This is a genomic window from Sphingobacterium griseoflavum (assembly GCF_014653155.1).
Taxonomy (GTDB): domain Bacteria; phylum Bacteroidota; class Bacteroidia; order Sphingobacteriales; family Sphingobacteriaceae; genus Sphingobacterium; species Sphingobacterium griseoflavum.
This window is the reverse complement of the sequence record NZ_BNAF01000003.1, coordinates 102628-124018: the sequence shown is the minus strand read 5'-3', so window position 1 is coordinate 124018 and position 21391 is coordinate 102628. Positions and strand designations below refer to the sequence as shown.

The 21391-nt window shown below is 45.3% G+C and carries 13 protein-coding genes; 4 read left to right on the top strand and 9 right to left on the bottom strand.

The window, feature by feature from the left end:
* Window positions 1-112: 112 nt before the first annotated feature.
* The 7 genes from IE165_RS04645 to IE165_RS04615 all read right to left on the bottom strand — a co-directional run bounded on the left by IE165_RS04645 (window position 113) and on the right by IE165_RS04615 (window position 9120).
* Window positions 113-1582: a TlpA disulfide reductase family protein gene (locus tag IE165_RS04645; protein ID WP_189625438.1), complete on the bottom strand. Its 1470-nt coding sequence runs from the start codon at window positions 1580-1582 to the stop codon at window positions 113-115.
* A gap of 34 nt (window positions 1583-1616) precedes the next feature.
* A complete protein-coding gene (locus IE165_RS04640; RefSeq protein ID WP_189625437.1) occupies window positions 1617-2996 on the bottom strand; it encodes a RagB/SusD family nutrient uptake outer membrane protein in 1380 nt (459 codons plus the stop codon).
* Window positions 2997-3004: 8 nt separating this feature from the next.
* A complete protein-coding gene (locus IE165_RS04635; RefSeq protein ID WP_189625436.1) occupies window positions 3005-6349 on the bottom strand; it encodes a SusC/RagA family TonB-linked outer membrane protein in 3345 nt (1114 codons plus the stop codon).
* Window positions 6350-6376: 27 nt separating this feature from the next.
* On the bottom strand, window positions 6377-7384 hold the full coding sequence (locus IE165_RS04630) for a FecR family protein (protein WP_189625435.1): 1008 nt from the start codon (window positions 7382-7384) through the stop codon (window positions 6377-6379).
* Between the two features lie 72 nt (window positions 7385-7456).
* Window positions 7457-8053: an RNA polymerase sigma factor gene (locus IE165_RS04625; protein WP_189625434.1), complete on the bottom strand. Its 597-nt coding sequence runs from the start codon at window positions 8051-8053 to the stop codon at window positions 7457-7459.
* Between the two features lie 250 nt (window positions 8054-8303).
* Window positions 8304-8729 (bottom strand): nuclear transport factor 2 family protein, encoded by a 426-nt coding sequence (locus IE165_RS04620; RefSeq protein ID WP_189625433.1) that lies wholly within the window; start codon window positions 8727-8729, stop codon window positions 8304-8306.
* A 142-nt stretch (window positions 8730-8871) separates the two neighbouring features.
* A complete protein-coding gene (locus IE165_RS04615) occupies window positions 8872-9120 on the bottom strand; it encodes a hypothetical protein (protein ID WP_189625432.1) in 249 nt (82 codons plus the stop codon).
* Between the two features lie 707 nt (window positions 9121-9827).
* Between IE165_RS04615 and IE165_RS04610 the strand changes: the two genes are divergently transcribed.
* The 3 genes from IE165_RS04610 to IE165_RS04600 all read left to right on the top strand — a co-directional run bounded on the left by IE165_RS04610 (window position 9828) and on the right by IE165_RS04600 (window position 15443).
* Window positions 9828-13085 (top strand): SusC/RagA family TonB-linked outer membrane protein, encoded by a 3258-nt coding sequence (locus IE165_RS04610; protein ID WP_189625431.1) that lies wholly within the window; start codon window positions 9828-9830, stop codon window positions 13083-13085.
* A 16-nt stretch (window positions 13086-13101) separates the two neighbouring features.
* Window positions 13102-15042 carry a RagB/SusD family nutrient uptake outer membrane protein gene (locus tag IE165_RS04605; protein WP_189625430.1) on the top strand — a complete coding sequence of 647 codons (1941 nt, stop codon included), beginning with the start codon at window positions 13102-13104 and terminating at the stop codon, window positions 15040-15042.
* Window positions 15043-15179: 137 nt separating this feature from the next.
* Window positions 15180-15443, top strand: coding sequence for an Ig-like domain-containing protein (locus tag IE165_RS04600; protein WP_189625429.1), 264 nt, complete (start codon window positions 15180-15182; stop codon window positions 15441-15443).
* A 359-nt stretch (window positions 15444-15802) separates the two neighbouring features.
* Here IE165_RS04600 and IE165_RS04595 read toward each other — a convergent pair whose 3' ends face one another.
* Together IE165_RS04595 and IE165_RS04590 are read right to left on the bottom strand one after the other, a co-directional pair.
* Entirely contained in the window at window positions 15803-16519 is a 717-nt protein-coding gene (locus tag IE165_RS04595; protein WP_189625428.1) for a DUF3667 domain-containing protein, read from the bottom strand.
* A gap of 421 nt (window positions 16520-16940) precedes the next feature.
* Window positions 16941-17366 (bottom strand): nuclear transport factor 2 family protein, encoded by a 426-nt coding sequence (locus IE165_RS04590; protein ID WP_189625427.1) that lies wholly within the window; start codon window positions 17364-17366, stop codon window positions 16941-16943.
* A gap of 742 nt (window positions 17367-18108) precedes the next feature.
* On the opposite strand from IE165_RS04590, the gene IE165_RS04585 reads away from it, so the two are divergent.
* Entirely contained in the window at window positions 18109-21369 is a 3261-nt protein-coding gene (locus IE165_RS04585; protein ID WP_229826346.1) for a SusC/RagA family TonB-linked outer membrane protein, read from the top strand.
* Window positions 21370-21391 lie beyond the last annotated feature (22 nt).

Genomic DNA, 21391 nt, shown 5'->3' with positions numbered 1-21391 from the left:
ATCTTGCCCAGCAATATTTGGTATGCCGTTTTCCGAGCAGCTACCTGTTCCACCTATCGGCAGCGGTCTATATGCTTTGATGATGTCCTACGCCCCACTTTTGGCGTTTTCGCTATCCGGCGTGAGGCTTTTTTGCAGCCTCGATGAGCTCTTTCATCTCCATTTTTATATAATCTACATTAGGACTAGATCCCGTTAAGAAATAGCGTATGTTACCGTTTGCATCGATAATGAATTTGGCCGGAATACCTTTGACACCGAATTTGGCCGCCAGCACTTGTCCAGTTGCTGGGTCTTTCTGGTCATCATACAAAACCTCGAACGGATACTGGTTTTTATCTATAAAGGACACGACTTTCTCCTTGTAATCCTTGTCGCGTTCCCAAGTGTTGATAAACAGGAATTGCACATTATCATCGGTACTGTACATAGCTTGTGCAGCCTGCATCCCCGGGAACGAACGAATACAAGGCTGACACCAAGTCGCCCAAAAATCCAGCACAACGACCTTTCCTTTCAGGCTAGCTAGACTAACGATTTCTCCTTTTAGATTACGGAGTTCGAAATCGGGGGCGGGCTTGTAGGTCTCCATCTGCTTAATATGCTCTTGTATAGACTTTATCAGATCGTTTTTCAGGCCGGTATTGAAACGCGCATAGCCTTTCATGGAACCATTAAGATCTGCATAAAGCATTTTAAGATCATCCTCTACATTAAACTGGCCTTTCGCGTATAGCTTTGTTAGCACTTGGTAGGCCTCCAATTTACGGCCCGTGCCCAATAGGGACTTATAGTATACGTTGGCGAGTGCATCGGCCTGTTCGGGGGCAACCGTCATGGCTTTTTCGATTAAATCCAAAGCTTCAGCGTATGCTCCTTGGTTAACTAGTATGCCGACGTAAGACGACATGGAACTTGCATAACCCATGGAAGCGAATCGGGCCTTGTTGTCTTTTTGTTCTTCAGGCAAGCTGATGTAGTAATAGGCGTCGTCCATTGTTGTTTTGAGCAACGGCGTGGCAGCTGTGGTATCACCGGCAGCCAAAAGCGTTTTCCCTACGGAAAGATAGCCGTTCCCACGCCAAAAACGTTCGTGCATTTGCGCTAAATAGTGGGTTGCTCGGGTTGCATTTCCTTCGGTTGCGAATGCGCCTGCCAAATTCGCCAGTACATAGTCATAGCTCAGCTCCTGTCCCGGGAAATTGCTTACGGGCCACTTTTTTAGCAGCTCTTTGTATGCTTTCTCCTTGTCTGCACCGCTTTCCGCTTTGTAGAATACATCGCTGATAAAAGCATCTCTTGTCAAGCTTCCCTTGGGGAATTTCTTTTTCACCGTCTTACTAACGGACTCCATCTTGTCTTCGTGTTCCAGTGTGCGGAGCATATTGATCGCTACCCTGTATTGCTCTTCCGTTTTGTAGGTGTTTACCTCATTAAATACGGCATTAGCCAATGAATCCTTTTGGGAAACGCTCCCGTTTTCTAGTATGGAACGATTGCGTTGAAAAAGGTCGTTCGGCTTTTGCTGAGCATAGCATATACTTGTGGTCAAAGCAAGCGCTGCTAATAAATGTTTTTTCATGTTCAATGTCTTTTGTTAAAAAGTATGTATTCGATTAATTCTCGTACCCTGCATTTTGTGTAAGTTTTCCATTGATCACGATCTGTGCGTTTGGAATCGGAAACAACACATCCGTGTCTTGCCAACTTGTTTTGATCGGTGACAATACGGCTGTAGCGCGGTTTGTTCGCTTTAGGTCCATCCAACGGTGAGCGTATTCACCGAAGAACTCGTGCAATCGCTCGGTTTCAATTGCGGATAGCATTTGTGCCTGCGTGAGTCCGCTAGGCAGTCCTGATAGGCCAGCACGCTTACGCACGGCATCTACATCAGCCTTGGCCCCGCTCAGATTATTGCGGTTGGCTCGCGCCTCTGCGCGGATGAGAAACTGCTCGGCCAAACGTAATACGATATGGTATTCGTTGCCGGTGCCGGCAGATAACTTGTATTTATTGACCGCATAGTATGGCGTGCCGGAAACCGTTTTTGGAGATATCCAATTGCTCTTTCGGAGATCAGTTGTGGGTGCTGTTTCGAAACTGTTGTAAACACGCTCGGGCAACGTGTAAGAGGGTATTACCGTGGCTGAGGTGATGTAGTTGGTGCCGAAGGTTGTGATACCCGTGAGATTGGCTAATTGAAAGATAGTCTCCTTGCTGTCATTGACAAAATTCGCTGTAGGTGCTACCAAACTGTAATCGCTAGCTTGCAAAACTTTAGTGGCATAGCTTTCTGCCTTTTCCTGATCACCCCTATACAGATAGACACGAGCGAGCAACGCGCTGGCGGCATGTTTATTTACCCGGGCCCGAAACGTGCCTTCGTAGGTCGTGTTGAGTTTTACTTCCGCATCGGTTAAATCGGTAAGAATTTGATTGTAAACCTGATCGACCGCAGCGCGTTCCAAAGAAACTTGCTCAAATACTTCGAGGTCGCTCTTGATATGTAAAGGTACAGGCCCGTAGAGATTCACTAAATACAAATAGGCATATGCGCGTATAAATTTCGTTTCTCCGATAAGCTGGTCTCGTACAGCGGGGGTCAGCGTCGTCGATTTCTCCAAGCCATAAACGCAGTTATTTGTGTTCTTGATCAATTGATAGAGACTTCCCCACAAATTATTTACATAGCTGTTGGTATTCAGCAATCCATTGTTGCCAAATTCAAGCAAGCTCGGATCCGCCGCATTGTATTGCAGATCGTCTGCGGCCATCCCCGCATAGAACGTCGTCGTCCCGGAGATATTACTGTTAACGGTGGAGACATAGAGTCCGAGCACGACACTTCTTGCGGAAGCGTCGGTTCGAAAAGCGTCGTCAAGCTCGACCTGTGTTGGGGGAGCACCCAACTCTACAAATTTTTCGCACGACGTAGGTAAGCATATGCCCGAAAGCAGGATTGCAGACAATATATATGTTGATAGTATCTTTTTCATGGTGATATTTAAAATTGACAGTTAAATCCAAAAACTAGGGTACGTAACGGCGGTAACACTTGGCCGATGGTGCCGGTACCCAAACCGGAAGGGCCGCCCTGGACAGTCGTTTCGGTGTCTAAGACGTATTTGTTTTTTGCCCAGGTGAACAGGTTTTGTCCCTGTACGAAAACACTACAATTCGACATTTTTGCTTTGGAAATCCAGTTGGCAGGAAGTTGGTAAGCCATATTTACCGAGCGAAGCTTGATATATGATGCATCACCATACATCGCATTGGAACTCGTGTATTGGTTGTAGGATGTATACAATGGACTTCCGGCTGTTGTGGTTGCTCCGGGAATTGCAGAATCGCTATTTTCGGGTGTCCACCGGCCCAGCCAAGAATCGTTTTGATTGACCATCGCGCCCGGTCGTGTATTCAATATGTTTGTTGCACCAAAGCGATGATTGAATTGGAAGAAGACACCCAATTCAAAGCGTTTGTAGGTGAAGGTGTTATTGAAGCCGCCATAAAATGGCGTTCCAATATCAGCTATGTAGCGATCATCCGGCGTAATCACACCATCCCCATTTCTATCTTCATATATAGCTTGCCCAGAAGAGGGATCGACTCCCAAAAAGTTATACAGACGAATGAGATTTATCGGCTCGCCAACAACATAGCTACTGGCAAAGAAGGACTTGTCGAGATCTGGAAATTTTAAAAGTTTGTTTTGGTAAAAGGTGAAGTTGGTTGAGGTCTTCCACGTGAAATCGTTGTTCGCAATATTGGTGCTATTTAATTCCAGCTCGACCCCGGTGTTTTGTATCAATGCGGGAAGGTTGGTGGTATAGCTGTTGTAGCCCACTTGTGTTGGCATGGCCGCACTCGTTATCTGGTTGCCGGATCTATTTCTGAAATAGTTCGCGGTGAGCAAGATCCGATCTTTCAGAAAGCCAAGATCCAAGGCGAACTCCAGCTTTTGCGTTGTTTCCCATTGTATGGACTGATCGGGAAGGGTTAACAGATTCATCGTTGCATTACCCAGATAAGCCGTGGATGGCGAATACAGTTGTAGATAGAGATAGTTGGATATTTGGTCGTTACCCGTCGTTCCAAAACTTCCCCGAAGTTTACCGAAACTCAAAAAATCAATGTTTTCCGCGATGAAATGCTCTTTTGAAAATACCCAGCCTAAACCGATCGCCCCAAAATTGCCAAAGCGGTTTTTAGGTCCGAATCGAGAGGAACCATCACGCCGAAATGTCCCGTTTAAAAGGTATTTTTCTTGCCAATCATAATTGAGCTTTCCGAATATCGCGTGATATTTATAATAAACAAGGTTGTTGCTCGCACTAAACATGCCTGCCGCGTTGAGCGCGCCCAGTAAAGCATCATTACTGTAGTTCGAACCGTTTATACTTTGCGATGTAGACGAGTTTTGCTGGAAGCTTGTGCCGATCAAAGCGGTCAATTTACCTTGGCTGATCGTTTTTACGTAGTCTAACGTAGGCTCAATAATCCAGTTCTGCGCCTTGGTATTGGAAAACGATGAAGATCCGAACAGGTTCGTGCGCGTCGCATTGGCATTTGTATTATTTATACTGGTAGAAGGTGTTTGGTTATTCTGACTGAGCTGGGTAATCGTATAACCAAAATTTGCTTTCGCGGTCAACCCCGGTATGATCTTATAGCTTAGGTTGGCGTTGCTAATAAGGTTGTTGGTTTTGCCGATGTATTTTCGCTCCAACAACGCGATCGGATTATTTATAGAGAATGCGGAAGGCAGCCAATAATAGGTGCCGTCCTCATTGTAAATCGGATAGTTTGGTGGCAAATTGTAAAGCGAGGTAACATCCGATGTGGGCATATTCGATTGATCGTTTGCGTAGCTGGCGGACAGGGCGATGTTGAACTTTTTATCGGCACTGCTGTGGTCTAGGTTCAATCGGGATGTAAACCTATTGTTGCCGCTTTCGCCATAAAAGACGGTGCTTTCTTTGCGGTAGCCCGAATTGAAGAAGAAGCGTGTGTGCTCGTTTCCTCCAGAGAGATTGCCTTGCACATCGGTGATATGTCCCGTGTTACCGATCAATAGTTTTTGCCAATCGGTGGATGCGTTTTGATCCCAATCGATGAGGTCGGGTGCGTTGGATGAGGTAGCTGTTGCGCCATCATTCGCAAAGGCTTCTCGGCGTAAGGCCAGGTAATCTTGCAGATTTAGCATCGGGATAAATCTGTTTACTTCTGTTGTTCCTGTATTGAAATTTACGCCCACGCGTGTACGGCCCGATTTCCCTTTTTTCGTCGTTATCAATACAACGCCATTTGCCCCGCGACTACCATAAATGGCGGTCGCATCAGCATCTTTCAGTACGTCTATTCGTTCAATATCCGCCGGATTAACCATACTGAAAGGGCTCAGTCCACCCGAAGCACCCGAGATACCGAAAGCATTCAGGTTGTCGGTAGCCGGTTGCCCGCCGTTAAAGTTGGTAAACGGGACACCGTCGATAACGTAAAGCGGAATGGAACCGGAGGTCGTTCCGCTTAAAGAGGCCTGATTCCTGATTTGGATCTGTACAGCACTTCCAGGGACGCCATTATTTTGTGCAATCAGTACGCCGGGCATTCTACCTGACAAAGCTGCTAGCGGATTGCCCACCGGTTGTGTTTCGATGTCTTTTGCCGTGATCGAGGCTACCGAGCCGGTGTTTAAACGGCGCGTTGTCGTACCATAGCCTATTACTACCACTTCTTCCAAGCTTCCTCGCTCGGGCAGCAAGCGAATGGGCGACCGATCATCCATCAACTGCTTTGCCGAAATTTCCATCTTCTGATAACCTATAAAAGAAAATAAGAGGGTGACATCAGGATCCGGTAACAGCAGTCCCCAAATACCGTTAGCGTCTGTAGCGGTGCTGGTCTGCATATTTCGGTACTCAGGTTTCCGAAAATCTTTTACGACAATCGACACGCCGGCCAAGGGATCACCGTTTTCATTGACAACTTGACCGCTGACACGGCTTTGTGCATTCGGCTTTTCCTTGATTGCTATAATATCATCGTCGAGTACTTCCCAAGTGAGGTTGCTGCGCTGCAGCGATCTTCGCAGCACATCTTGGACAGTAAGCTGTTTGCCTACTACGTTGATCGTCCTGTCGGGGAGCATACTTTTACTGAAAAACATCTTGTACTTACTGTGCGCGTTAATCACATTAAATACATCTTCCAGTTGGCCATTCCGCACGGCAATGTCTATTTTTTCTGTTTGGGAATAGGCAAATCCTGCCACATCGAGCAAGCTCAGACAGGATAACAGCAAGGCTAATCTCACTGTTTTGGTCAGTTTAGGGAATTTTATATTCATAATGTTGTTTGGGTACGTATTGTGCTGCTAGTAGATTTCGATATGGCCAGCGGCCACTGTGCGATACTGAAAAGGGCTTACTGCCTGCAGTCCTTTTAACACATTGTCTATGCGTTCGTTATCGAACGTCGCAGAGTAAAGTTGATTGGCGATGCGTTTGTCCCGGATAGTAATCTGGATACCATACATGCGCTCCAGCCTGCGCACGATCTGTGCAAGGGGTTCATTTTGGATGGTGATGCGTTTTAGCATCCATTCCGTTTCTACCGCATGTCCATCTTTCTCCGAAATGACGAAGGTCTGTATGTTGCTGCTGGTCTTCGGGGATGCGATTTCCGAAGACTTGACGTTGTGCTGGTCGTTTGCCTGAGGGGGCTCTGTAGTTACGAATTTTTGCCGTGGAGCGAGCACAAACTTATTGTCCGTTATCCCCGTTTTCCATATTTCAACACGCCCACGGACCAACGAGGTTTCTGCGCTTTTATCTTCCCGATAATCCCGAACGTTGAAAGCTGTTCCGAGTACACGGATTTCCATGCGCGGCGTATGGATACGAAAAGGTTTTTTCGAATCCTTAGCCACATCGAAATATGCTTCGCCCACCAAGGTAACCTCGCGTTGGGCGGCATTTTCGAATGTTTTCGGATAGCTGAGCTTACTGGATGCATTCAGGATGACGGTGGTTCCGTCTTCTAAGACGAGCTTTTTCGTTTGCCCGTTGGATAGTTCGATCACCTTTTCGCGGTCAAAAGAACCTATGGAAAAAAGGTATCCAAACGACAAGATCGCAAGCACAGACGCTGCGGCAATACGGATATAGTTTATTCGCCGGATGCGATTAGACCGCTGGATGCTTCTTTTTAAACCCCATTCTACTTTCCCTAAGTTCGTCTGCAGCTCTTCATCACTGAGGAAGTTTTGCGATTTCTTAGCCTGGTGCACATAGAAACTATCGAGCCATCGCCGTTCTGCCGCGCTTAGGTTTTCTCCGTTGCGGTACCGATTAAGAAGATCTGCTATTTCCTGTTCATTCATATCCGTAGGTGTTTCGCCAATATGTATAGCGGTTAATTGTTTATATGACGGTTATGCAGACCAAAGGGAGTACTACAATTGGAAGAAAATATGAAAAAATATAAAGAAGATGCCTGAAGAAAGCCTTGTTCGCAGATAACGCAAAGCGTTGTGCACTTGTTTTTTCGCTGTATGCTCAGATATATCCAGTTTTTGCGCAATATCTCTATAGGAAAGCTCTTCTGTTTTATTAAGGTCGAATATTTCCCTAGTCCTTTTAGGTAAATCGTTCTTTATTTCTTCAATTAATGCAAGAAGTTCCTTTTCTAAAATATAATCGTCCGTGAAATTCTGGCCGTTTTCATCAAAATCTACCATTTCGGCCATATATCGTGTGACAACCTGTTCATGACTGATGTGATCTAGAATTTTATTTCTTACCGCTCGATAAAGATAGGCCAATGGCGTTGTCTGGATTTGCCATTGTTTACGCCTTTCCCATACGGCTAAGAAAACTTCTTGTATGATGTCGTTGCAAAGCTCATGGTCTGCGACCATACGGTAAGCGTGTATGTAAAGTGCTTCTTTATGGCGGAGAAAGAGTTCATCAAATGCACGCTGGTCACCCCTGTTGATCAGGATGACTAACTCACTATCAGCTAAATTAATCCGATGATTTTTCACCGCCACGTTACGATTGTATTATTAAAAAATTGAATATAGAAATTTGTCATGGCAATATGCACAATTTTATGGCAAAATTTGGGAAGGCCGTTAAACGTTTAATGGTATAGCTAGCAAAGATATGTCGCCTTGTGCATGCGATGCTAAATGTTTCGATAAAAACAACAAAGTCTGCCAGGCGGCAGACTTTATAAACTAAACTAAACAATGCAATGTCTCGCGACATGGCGATATTGAAACAAAAATCTCTATGCTATTAAGGGTAGGTTGTAACCACTTTGCTTACTTTCCAGCCATCCTGATCTTGACTCAAGGTGATATAATCAACACGGGTGAAATTTTCAAAAACCATCGTCGCTTTTGCCATGCAGGCCTTTCCGCTTTGGTCCAAGATCTCATAGCTTGTCTTGCAGTCGAAGTTGACGCCTTTGTGTGCTTTCAAAAAGGCGGTGTACTCGCGCTTGTTGAACGTGTCGTTGTTCGCGCTGTTGCTGTACTGGAAATCATCGGCAAAAAGGAATTTATTCAGTTCGACGCTGCCCAGTGTGGTAGCCTCCAGATAGGTGTTGATAATCTTTCCGGATTCGACGTTCTTTAAAGGATTGGTTTTCTCTGCTGCGAAAGAAGAGAATGAGCTGATCATGATGATGGCTGCTGCGATGGTTGTTAATGTTTTTTTCATGGCGATGTTTCTATTTTATTTTTAATTGTTTTATTTCTTAGTTGATACCTCAAAAGTACTGCGCTGCCGCCTGCTGATGAAGACCTATTAGATGGATTGCCGCTGTTTCTCGGTCAATGCGGCGCTTTCGTCGGTGAAATCTCTACCGCTGGGCTCCGCATGCATTGGGCGTATCGTCCATCTGCAAAGAAGGATGCAACGGCCTTGCCAAAAAGTGTAACCGACGGATTAAGAGTTGGTTAGGTTTTTTGTTGGTATGGCTAGCTGTCCGATACCGGACAAAAGATTGTCCATCTTCGAACAAGTGGATCTCGCTGAAATGAGGCGACAAACTCAACGGTACTTGCTGAAGAATATAATGAAGTGTATGATCTCGCCGATTGCTTATCATATTTTTTTGGTGGCATTTTGCGCAGAAGGCGATGGGCTAAAAAAAAATCCTGAAGCGGGGAGCTTCAGGATTTTTACTAACTAACCAATTATTAACCTAATTATGAATACCGATTCAGCTACAAATAATGTGCCAGTTACTGCTACTTTTTTTGATTTATGCAGCTTTGCCTGTTTTCGATATGCGTTACCTGATCTTCTCTTATTATTTAGGAGACCCTTGGCACCGTTGTCATGGCTGTTTCGATTACGAAAATTTGAACAGGGAGGGATGAAGTTTATGTTATATGATGAAAAGTGATCCATTGTCTTTCGATGGAATTTTTGTTTTGAGCGAAAACGATTTCGTTATGCGTGCAATCGTTTGCTTCGTTTTCAGGTGTTTTGCTATTGAATATTTTTCTTCAGCTTTATCTCGGTAACCGAAATAAATCGAGTGGACAAGCAGCCTGTACAACCTACAAGTTGTCAACAAGAGTTCGCTAGTAGAATGGAAGCGTTTATCACCGCTTGACTTTGGGCCTAAGGCTAAGTTTGGTACTGTGACACTGCACGAGCGATCGTGCTTTGACAGATGATACATAATTGAACTAACTAAGAACTAGATATGATGCACAAAAAATTAAGAAAAGTATGTCCCCGCCATTTTGGCCTAATACCTCATGGCTATTATTTACATAAAGGATTGTAACTAACACAGATCATCAAATGGAAAAGAAAATTATGTTATTCCAGTCTTTGCGCTGGCGATGTGTTCTTTGTTACCCACTCGCGCTGTTCGCCTTGGCTCAATCACATGCAGAGACAAAGACTATACACACATCGCTTCCGATCTCAGTCGGCATACAAACGACCATCAATGGCCGCGTGATAACCAACGAAGGTAAACCGATAGAAGGTGTGACCGTTACGGAAAAAGGAACATCAAATAGTACGATGAGTGATGCTAAGGGAAATTATTCATTGACCATAACCGATCAAAATGCGCGAATTGTCTTTACTTCAGTTGGTTTTGAAAGCAAGGAGGTTCCCGTAGGAAAAGCTACTTTGGTGCAATTAAACGCAGAAGCAGGTTCTTTAGAAGAAGTTGTTGTTGTTGGGTTTGGAACACAGAAAAAGGTGAATCTCACGGGCGCGGTATCGCATGTGGGCAAAGAAACGTTTGAAAATCGACCGATCGCAAATATCGGTCAGGCACTTCAGGGGGTTGTTCCCAACCTTAATGTCGATTTTAGCAATGGAGCGCCAAACACTACGCCAAATTTTAACCTTCGGGGGGGCACATCTATGGAACGTATACCAAACACGACGGAATATCGTTCGGCAATGGGAGAACCGCTAGTCATGATTGATGGTGTAGAGTCAACCACAGGGCAGTTGAATCAAATTAATCCTAACGATATTTTAGACATGTCGTTTATTAAGGATGCTTCTGCCGCGGCAATCTACGGGACTAAGGCTGCTTATGGAGTCATATTGGTTCGAACAAAACGTGGTGAGTTCAATCAAGAGGGTCGGATCATGTATAGCGCGGATGCCAACTTTAACACGCCGCTTGCATTACCGGATATTTTGGATGCATACACCCAGCAAAAGGCAGGGATGGACTTCACGACTTGGACCGGCGGTCAGCCGAATACTGCAGCGATTCGCAAACTGGAGATGATTGAAAAGTATCAGCAAAACCCTACGCCCGAAAATGCTTGGTTTTTAGACGGGAATAACATTGTGTGGGTAGGTGACATGAATCCGTTCCGCGAAGTGGTGCGCAACTGGACACCCATGCAAAAACATACGGTCAGCACGAGTGGCGGGGGTAGCAATGTCAACTACTATGCCTCTCTAGGGTTGCAGGATCAGGAAGGGATGTTCAATATCAATACGGATGAGTTCAAACGGTACAATGCTTTGATCAATGTATCGGCCAGGGTCAAAGAATACTTCAATGTCGATTTCAAATTTGCCTTCGATCAGTCTAACTATACGGCACCGTATTTGGTCGGAGGAAAGGGGAACCTGTGGCAGGCCATGATGGGTGAGCCGAACAAGAACATTAACATGCCCATCAGGACCGGGCCCAACGATCCGCTGCCGAACACCTACACCGACAATATCTTGGCTTGGATATCTTATGGTGCCACAAACAGGTCCTACGACCGCCGATTGTCCTTGGTGGTGTCACCTGAGTTTAATATCATTCAGAATACCTTAAAGCTACGCGCCGACATCGGTTATTTGCCACAAAATTACCGGTTGAACAGGTTCAGTCCAAAGATTACGCAAGTGGTCGATTCGTGGACACCTACTGTACAGCAAGCAGAAGCCGCAGAGCATAGGGCATACTTCGAAAACGCCAATCGGAATATGTATACGGCCAATATCTATTTTGATTTTAAAAAATCGATAGCTAACAAGCATAATTTCTCCTCCATCGTAGGGATTTTTCAGGAGCGTGTTGATTACCAATCGTTGAACAATACCTTCCGTGGATTGATCAATCCTAATGTGCAAAATCCAAACGCAGCGGAAGATCCTACCCTACATTTGGTCAGTGCGGACTCCTACACACTAGCGGGAAGGGCTGTTTTTGGACGCCTCGGTTATAATTTTTTGGAACGTTACTTAATCGAAATGAACATTCGGTATGACGGGCATTCGAAATTTACACCAAGAGAGCGCTTCGTGACGTTCCCATCAATCTCTGCTGCTTGGCGTATTGCAGACGAAAATTTCATGAAGTTTACGAGTAATTGGTTAGATGATTTAAAATTTAGGGGCAGTTATGGTATACTTGGCAATCAACCTAGTGAGGCTTATCCTTATCAGCCTCAATTGAGTTCGGAGAAATCGACCTATCTTATCAACGGCCAACAGGTTACCGTTTTGAACCCACCAAGTTTGGTTCATCCGCAATTGACGTTTGAAAAAGCAAGGAGTATAAACTTCGGTGTTGACGCTGCTTTTCTCAATCGAAAGCTGTCCGCAACATTCGAATGGTATGAGCGAACTACTTGGGATATTCTGACCACCGAAGACGCCCTTTATCCTTCCTTGTTAGGAGCAACACCACCTTTAGTAAATTCAGGAGAATTGCAAACACGCGGTATGGAGTTGCAGTTGCAATACAGAAACCAAACACAATCGGGTATCCATTATTCGGTTGGTGTCAACCTTTCCGACCATCTGACGACCGTCAAATTCTTTGGTGGCAATAATATTAACCTTTTGGTACGCGGTAGCAATGAACTGCTCTACACGGGGAAGACTATCGGTGAAATTTGGGGATTTGAGACGGGCGGCATTTTGCAAGAGCACGACTTTGAAAGCCAAAATCCAAATGGCAGCTGGAGTTTTGCAGGCCCAAACCAAACCCGGATCAATCCCAACTTGTTTCCCGGGTATGTGTGGTATCGCGATATTAATGGAGACGGATTGGTAGATCGGGGCACGAGAACCTTAGAAAACAGTGGTGATATGCGTGTCATTGGTAACAACACACCGCGATATCGATTTGCCGTGATGGGCAATGTCCGTTACAAAAGCTTCGACCTAGACTTGATGTTCCAAGGGATCTTGCATAGGGATCTTTGGATAGGAAATGGTGTCGTTGGAAATAACGCACATAACATTTACTGGGGAGGAGGTGCTGGCTCACGTTGGATGTATGACCGATCGTGGACGCCTGACAACACGGACGCTGAATACCCCATGTATATGTCGCCTATTCAGCCTCAAACCCACTATTTGGTTAACGGAGCTTATTTTCGGTTAAAACAGGCCATCCTCGGATATACAATGAATCAGAATATCACGCGAAGAATTGGGCTGGATAGACTACGATTTACCCTATCGGGATATAATCTATTTGAGTTCACCGAGATTCCGGGAATATTTGACGTCGAGCAGATATCTGCCCAATATCCCCTACAGCGAACAGTTGCCATTGGTGCACAATTAGCATTTTAAAAACAATCAGTACGAAATGAAAATTAACCATATAATAGGAAGCCTGCTGATCGGATCTATCGGATTCGTGTCGTGTGATCGCGATTTTTTGCAGCAAAATCCCCAGCAGAACATCGTTGAGGGATCAGATTTGACCTCAGAAAGCGAATTGAATATTTACCTCAACGGGATGTACAATAGGTACATTAAAGGACATTTGAACGCTTGGGCTGATGCGAATGTCGCACCTTGGACCTTAAACGGTAGCCCAATCTTAGCCGGAGATTTTATGAGCGACAATTTGGTGGCGCGCGGGAATGTCAATGGACGGCTGGATAACTCCTTCCAGACACCGGCTACAGGATCTAGCGTGGGCTGGGCTTGGCAAGACCTCAGAGCCGTCAATTATTTCTTGCGAAACTACATCAATGCCTTGCCTGCTGTCAATAACGATATCAGGAGATTGGACAGATATGTTGGTGAAGCGCTGTTCTTTAAGTCGATGGATTATTACAAAAAATTGGTGTTGTTTGGCGATGTGCCGTGGCTTACCACAGATTTAAACGTAAACAGCGAAGATCTGTTTAGAGCGCGGGATAGTCGTACGGTTGTTGTGGATTCGCTGATGAAAATAGTCGATGAAGCATTTGAAAAGCTACCCATTGTAGAAAATCAACCACACGGTCGCGTAAATAAAGACATGGCAGCCTTCTTGAAAGCTCGAATAGCGTTATTTGAGGGATCCTTCAGAACGTACCATAGCGATTTGGGTCTCTCCTCGTCGGCGCGGTCGTTGCTGCAGGAGTGCGTCGAAGCTTGTCAGTTTTTGATATCCTCGGGGCGTTATGCATTGTACGACCAAGGGGATAACCCTTACTATCGGTTGTTTACATTCAAGCAAAATCCAATTGCTGATAATCATAGAGAGGCAATCTTGGCCCGTACATATGACGGTGTTATCGTCGGACACGCTACGCAGCGCTACTGGAGTCAAAACAATAACGTCGGTTCTCGTCCCGCTGGTGGAGCAACCAAGGGGATGATTGATGAATACCTATGTATAGATGGAAGGCCGATATACACCGGTGGTTCTCCCGGCAGTTACGTTTCCAATCCACTGTTCTTGGGCTATGAAGGAGCGGATTGGCGAGAACTAAACAATCGGGACCCACGATTGAAACAAACGGTCAATTACCCAGGAGAGTACAGAACAATTTTTAACCCAAATACGGGCATTAGCGATATAGAGGAAAACGGCGTGATGTATCCACGTCTTGGATATAACGTCGGGCAATCTACTGTTACTGGTTACGCCATTGTCAAGCATTTCATGGCGGATCGTACAGAGAACGAAGCGGTCACTTTGGGTCGTCAGACGGCCATCGAGTTTCGTTATGCGGAGGTGCTGTTGATGTACGCGGAAGCAAAAGCTATACTGGGGACGATCACTCAAGCGGATATTGACAACACGATCAATCTGTTGCGTGCGCGGGCTGGATTCGACTTCTCCGCATACCCGAATAGTCGATTGGTGCTAGGCAATGAACCTGCAGATCCGCGGTTGGATGACATTTACCGCCAAAAATTGGACTACACGGTGTCACCGCTGCTTCGAGAAATCAGACGGGAACGACGTGTGGAGCTAGCTGTAGAAGGACGTAGATATGAAGATTTAATGCGCTGGAAAGCCGGAAATCTGTTTACTGTTCCGTTGCGCGGTATTAAATTCACAGAACAGAAGCAGGCTTTGTACAACGGAACAAATACGGCCAAACCCATCATCGCTGTACAGGAAGTACTTAACAGAGATGTTTTTCTAGATGCTGAAGGTTTTATTATTGCTTACCCAAGAAGCCCAAATATCGCAAACGGAACGCTTCCATGGGATAACAAGCGGTATTATTGGCCACTGCCTTTGGACGATCTTACCTTAAATCCCAAATTAATACAAAATGATGGCTGGCAGGGAGCCAATTAATTAGTTAATCATGCAGCAATTAGATTGTTATGAAATTTAAAATTATTAAAAAACACACCTATTGTTTAGTGTGGGCTTTGCTCGCCTCCTGGATTTTTGTGCAATGTAAAAAAAGCGACTCAAACGCGCTGCTTTCCTTGAGTATCAAAGAATCCACACTCAATACAGCAGCAAATCAAATGGAATTGACCGTAGCAAAGGGTAAGTCCATACAGATCACCCCGATATTTATGCCGCGGAACTATCCTAATACCCAAGTTCAATATAGTTTTTCAGCAGGTGGTATAGCGACGGTATCTGCAGATAATATGTTCACGGGACTTGCTGTAGGCACGGATACACTCGTCATCTCAGCGAGCAATATAAGGACACGTTATGTCGTGAAAGTTTCGGCGGAATAATTCTTAGTGCCGCATTAGCTTGCGGACCATATTCTAACGCTCAGAAAGCTTAAAAAGCGCGCTTTTTAAGCTTTCTGAGTAATAATAGACATTGCTTCAATGAGCAAACGGAGGAACTCGTTAATACTTGGGAGCCTAAATGGACTGTTCCTCCTCGAGGGAGTTTTTACCGGGAACGATCCAAAGCAATTTTATGCAAAATCCAAGAAAGGACTTCCGCAATAGGATTTAGGAGCAATAGAAAGGGTATCGTTTCGTTTAATTGCTGTCAATTGATCTATACCTCCATCTGTCAACAACTGCCATAACTGTGCTTATTGGCAGTCGGCTAGGTAGGGTGGACAATGGTTCTTGGGATGTTAATGCCCGATAAATGCATCGATCGTGATACCCAAGATAAGGGCGGCGATCATGAACAGGAGCGCTCCCAAGAGGTAAGCGGCCAATGCCTTGACATAGCTTGCTGCCTTTTTCTCATCAAAAAACTGACCGATGGACCAGGTGCAATAGATGAAGCCCAACATGCCGGCAATTCCCATCAATTCGTAATGCAGGAGGCCTTGGATCAGTGCAAATAGGGCGAATATCAACATCCCGACACCCATCACGAAACAGAGCAGAATCAGGATTTCGAAAAAATTGTAGGGATACTTCCGGAAAAAGAGCTTTAAACATAGTGCAATAAAGGCACCCATAATCATATTAGCATAGCCATAATGGCTTTGTATCCATGCAAAGATAGACATCATGCTGCTGTCTGCCGCACCATCGTATGTCATATAGGTATCTTCAATATGGAAAAAGCCATTGATCAGGGAATAGATTAAAGAGGTGATAATAATAAAGATCACCGGTTTCACCAGCCGGCTGCGGTCGTCCGTAATAAATTGTCGGATGTTCTTCCCTGGACGGATCAGTAATTCGCGGACGGTGTACAAAATACCCTTCTCGAAATGGAGGATGTGCTCGATTTCGTGGACGATGTAATGCCCATTGATACGTTTCAGTTTTAATGCCCGCCCACAGCTCGGGCAGTAGTTTTGGTTAACCTCGGTGGTGCAGTGTGTACAATTCATTTTTTCGGTAGTGCTATTCCGCGGAAGCAGCCAAAGCGGGCAAGCTCACGCTTCTGCAAATATATACAATAAGAATTGTTTACTTTGCAAGAAATGAAGCGATCAAAGATTGTCGTAACATCTTATGATACCAAGTTGGTTTATAGCTACAAATCGGATCCTAAGAAGTGATAAACAAAAAATCCTGAAGCGGGGAGCTTCAGGATTTTTACTAACTAACCAATTATTAACCTAAATTATGAATACAAATAAGTGTTCAAATCTTATGCCAAACTTTGCTTGTGGCCGATAGTATGTAATTTGTTAACAACTATGTTGCAATTGGCGCTTATTTTTCGGTGGGCCCTTCTTCGGAGAGGCCGAGGTGTACAGGTCTTTACCAGTCTTGGCACGCCCATATACAGCGTCAGTCTGTAAAATCTTAAGGATAGGTTGTGACGACCTTGCTTACCTTCCAACCATCTTCATCTTGATTGAGCGTGATGTAATCCACACGGGTAAAGTGCTTGAATTGCATCGTGGCCTTGGCCACGCAAGCCTTGCCGCTTTGATCCAAGATCTCATAGCTTGTTTTGCAGTTGAATGTCACGCCTTTGTGTGCTTTTAGGAATTCGAGGTATTGCTTTTTGTTGTAAACATCCTTGTTGATACTGTTACGGTATTGAAAATCCTCGGCAAAGAGGTATTTGTTTAATTCGATGCTGCCTAATGTCGTGGCCTCTAGGTAGGTGGTAATAATCTTTGCCGATTCCAGGTTTTTCAACGGATTTTTTTTGTCGGCAGAAAATGCAAAACAGGAGCTGATCAGGAGCAGTGCTGTGGCGATGGTTGCGCATGTCTTTTTCATGGTTGGGAGATGTTTTATGTGTTGATTTTTTTATGTTTTTATATAACTCATTTGCTATTTCAAAAGTAGCAGCCTTTTGAACCGTTTTGCAGGACGATTAGATCGGCGGCCTTTCTTTCTCGGTGAATAGCGGTAACTATTCGGTGAATAGGAGCTTGTGTTTTGGTATCGCTGTGCTGCGGCTCTCTGTTGATGTAGGCCTGCAGACACCTAGGCATGCGAGCAGATAGCAAATAAAAAGAACGTGCAAGGAAAAAAAAAGGACGGTACCCAATCGGAGTGCTACGAGCTAAGAACGCCTGCGTGGATACTGATTATCAGCTTGTAAAGGGACGCTTTCCTGTAGAACATATGCTCCAAAATAAAAACATCCTAAAGCGGGGAGCTCTAGGATGTTTTAACTAACTAACCAATTATAAACCTAATTATGAATACCCAAAGGTAAAGCAAATTTCAGGTATTCCAAATTTGCTATAACGATTTAACAAAGAATTAACATATGTTGCTGCGAGGCGCAACGCGAGACCGACGCTGCAACTCCGTGTGTCAAAAAACGATTTCATAGATCATGACGTTGTGCGCCTAATGTGGAGCAGGTGGCCGGCAACACTTAATAAACAATTAAAGGAGATAGCTCGGATTTCTCGGATATTTCTTATTCTGATAACGGTGGCTTAATAGCATTTCTCTTGCTTTGCATCGATCTAAAAGATAGATCGATTGCTAACTCCACGAAAGAAAAATGAATGAATTAAAGATTGGGTCAGTAAAGCCTATGACAAAATTGACCCTAGCCCTTGGCCTATCCGTGACTTTGTGCATGCAGGAAGCTCGGTCTTTTCCAAGCCTGCTTCCCGAGGAAGCTCTTCTGCTGAACGCTGTTTTTATTCAGCAAATGGCAACGGGCCAAATTAACAACGAGCTTGGCGAGGCATTGCTCGGAGCGACGGTAACGAACCTGCGCACACAGCAGATGACATCGACGGATTTTACTGGAAAATTTACTATTGATGCGAAACAAGGTGACGTGCTGGAAATCCGAGCGATGGGCTATAAAGTGTATCAGCAGGTTTATGCGGGCAAGGATATGGCACTTCAATTGACGAAAGAAGAATCGGCTATTGAAGAGGTGGTGGTAACCGCTATCGGTATTAAAAAACAAAAGAAAAAAGTCGGATATGCCACGCAGGAAGTTAATCCCGAAGTGCTGCAGCAATCAAGAACGATGAACATCGGAAATGCGCTCACGGGGCAGGTTGCCGGATTAATTGTTAACAATCCGACGGGGATCTTTCAAGCGCCTACGTTCAACTTGCGCGGAAAGACCAATTTGTTGATCGTGGTAGATGGCATTCCGGTGGAAACCAATTTTTATGATATACCAAGCCAGAACATCGAAAATATCAATGTTCTGAAAGGCGTAACAGCCTCCTCGCTGTATGGCGCGCGAGGTAAGGAAGGGGCTATCCTGATTACTACGAAGCAGGCCAAAGCCGATAAGCTACAGTTTACGGTAGGGACGACCAACATGTTCTCGGCTGGATTTACGGTATTCCCGGAGTCGCAAATGGAATACGGGAGTGGATCAAACGGGCAGTACGAATTTTGGGACGGTGCGGATGGCGGTATCTCTGACGGTGATATGGCTTGGGGTCCTAAATTAAATACGGGTATACAGCTGCCGCAATGGAATAGCCCGATACGCGACAGACAGACCGGAGCGGTTATTCCGTGGTGGGGGGATGTGAGCGGAACGATCTATGATGACAAATCACGCTACGAGCGGGTTCCGATCGACTGGGTGGCGCATGACAACCTGCGCGATTTTTTAGGTACCGGCTTTGTCACGGAGAACAATGCGACAATTTCCTATAAAAATGATAAACTTAGCATTTTTTCCTCCGGCAAATATGCTTTTCAGCAGGGGCAAGTTCCTAATTCACAACTCACAACGGGCGGCGCAAACATCAACTCCTCGTATCGCTTCACCCCAAATCTGCAGTTTGACCTTAATTTATCTTACAACAAGGTAAAATCCCCCAATTATCCGCGTTATGGCTACGGACCGAAAAACCATATGTATACCATCCTGCTGTGGATGGGGAACGATGTGAACGGAAAGGAACTAGCCGAGCACTATTACATCCCCGGCCAAGAGGGTTTCCGCCAAGCGAATTATAATTATGCGTGGTACAATAACCCGTATTTTGCAGCAAATGAGCTAAACCAGCTGCACGATTTGGATGTGTTGCACGGGCAAAGCACATTGAACTGGAAGATATCTTCCCGTTTTATGGTGCAGGGAAGGGTTTCTGCGCGTCAAAAGACGCTTTTTGAAGATATGCAAGTGCCCAAGTCTTACATGAATTATGGGGACTCGCGAAACGGGGATTATAAAACATGGGACAATAGACAGCTGAATTTCGATGCCGATGTCTTAGCGACCTATTCAGAGCAGTTTTCGGATAATTTTGGGTTAACGTTGAACGCCGGCGGCTCGACCTTTAAAAGAGATATTCGCAATGCCTTCATTTCTACAGACGGCTTGGTCGCGCCCTTTATCTATAATATCGGCAATAGTCAAGGGCCGATTAAAACCCTGATCTCGGGCGACGATAAATCGAACAACTACATCCGAGAGAAGGCAATCCGGAGCGCCTATGCTGCCTTGAATCTGGATATCTTCCGGTCGACCTTCGTGAACTTCTCCTTGCGAAACGACTGGTCTTCTACGCTGCCAGAAAGCAACCGTTCCTACAATTATCCGTCGGTATCGGTCAGCTCCATCCTCTCTGACTATTTCAACATTGCGCCGCAGGTCGACTATTGGAAGGTATATGGCTCGTGGGCGTCTGCATCGGACGACCTGTCGCCTTATAGCTTGCAGGCATTCTATGAAAAAGATTTCAACTATGGCACCACACCCTCTGTTGTCTACCCCAACGTGTTGGCCAATGCGAGCATTATGCCGCAAAACACTCAATCTTACGAGATGGGTACCGCTTTTGGTTTTTTCAAAAACCGCTTGTCGTTGGATTTGACCTACTATAATATCATTGATGACAATACCATTTTGAATGTACCTGCTTCGCAGGCTTCTGGTTTTAGCTCCCGTAAGGTAAACGGCTTTAAAAACCGAACCCAGGGTTTCGAGCTGATGTTAACGGCGGGCATCATCAAGCGGGATCAATTTACTTGGCATACAACCCTGAACTGGAGCACCTCGGTACGCAAGATCGAGAGCATCTATCCCGGGGTGAATGTCTTGGAAAATCGCAAGGTGGGCGATCGTGCCGATGCCTATTATGCCACAACTTGGCAAAAATCGGCTAACGGCGATTTGATTCTCAACGAAAATACAGGCATGCCCATCCGAGATCCCTATCCCAAGATGCTGGGACACCTTAATCCCGATTGGCAATTCGGGTTTCTCCAGGTTTTTAAGGTAAAGGATATTACGATCAACTTGGATATAGACGGTTCGATCGGTGGTGTGATGAATTCGCAAACCATCGAAAAAATGTGGTGGGGGGGCAAGCACCCTTCATCTACGCTATATCGCGATCAGGAATATGAATCAGGCCAAAATGCCTATCAACCTACTGGCGTTATCGTCACCGGAGGCGAGCTTATCCGTGATACCAATGGTCAGGTGACATCCGATACACGCACCTATGCGCCGTACAGCGGAACCGTTAGTTGGCAGTCGTGGAGTCAAAATTATCCCTATCAGGCACGCGTTACGGAAGAGGAAAGCCCATTGTTCGCAAACGTGTTCGACCGCTCTTTTGTGAAGCTCAGAAGGCTGGCAGTAAGCTACGATATCAACAAAATCATCAAATCGAAGGCTCTTAGCGGTCTTGATGCCTCGGTGTTCGGATATAATCTGTTGATGTGGAAAAACATCCCGTATGTCGATCCTGACTTTGGCATTGGCAACGATGTAAACTTGCAGGATCCGTCGACACGATACCTTGGCGTATCCTTGAATTTTAAATTTTAACCAAGCCAAGCTGCTGTAATAG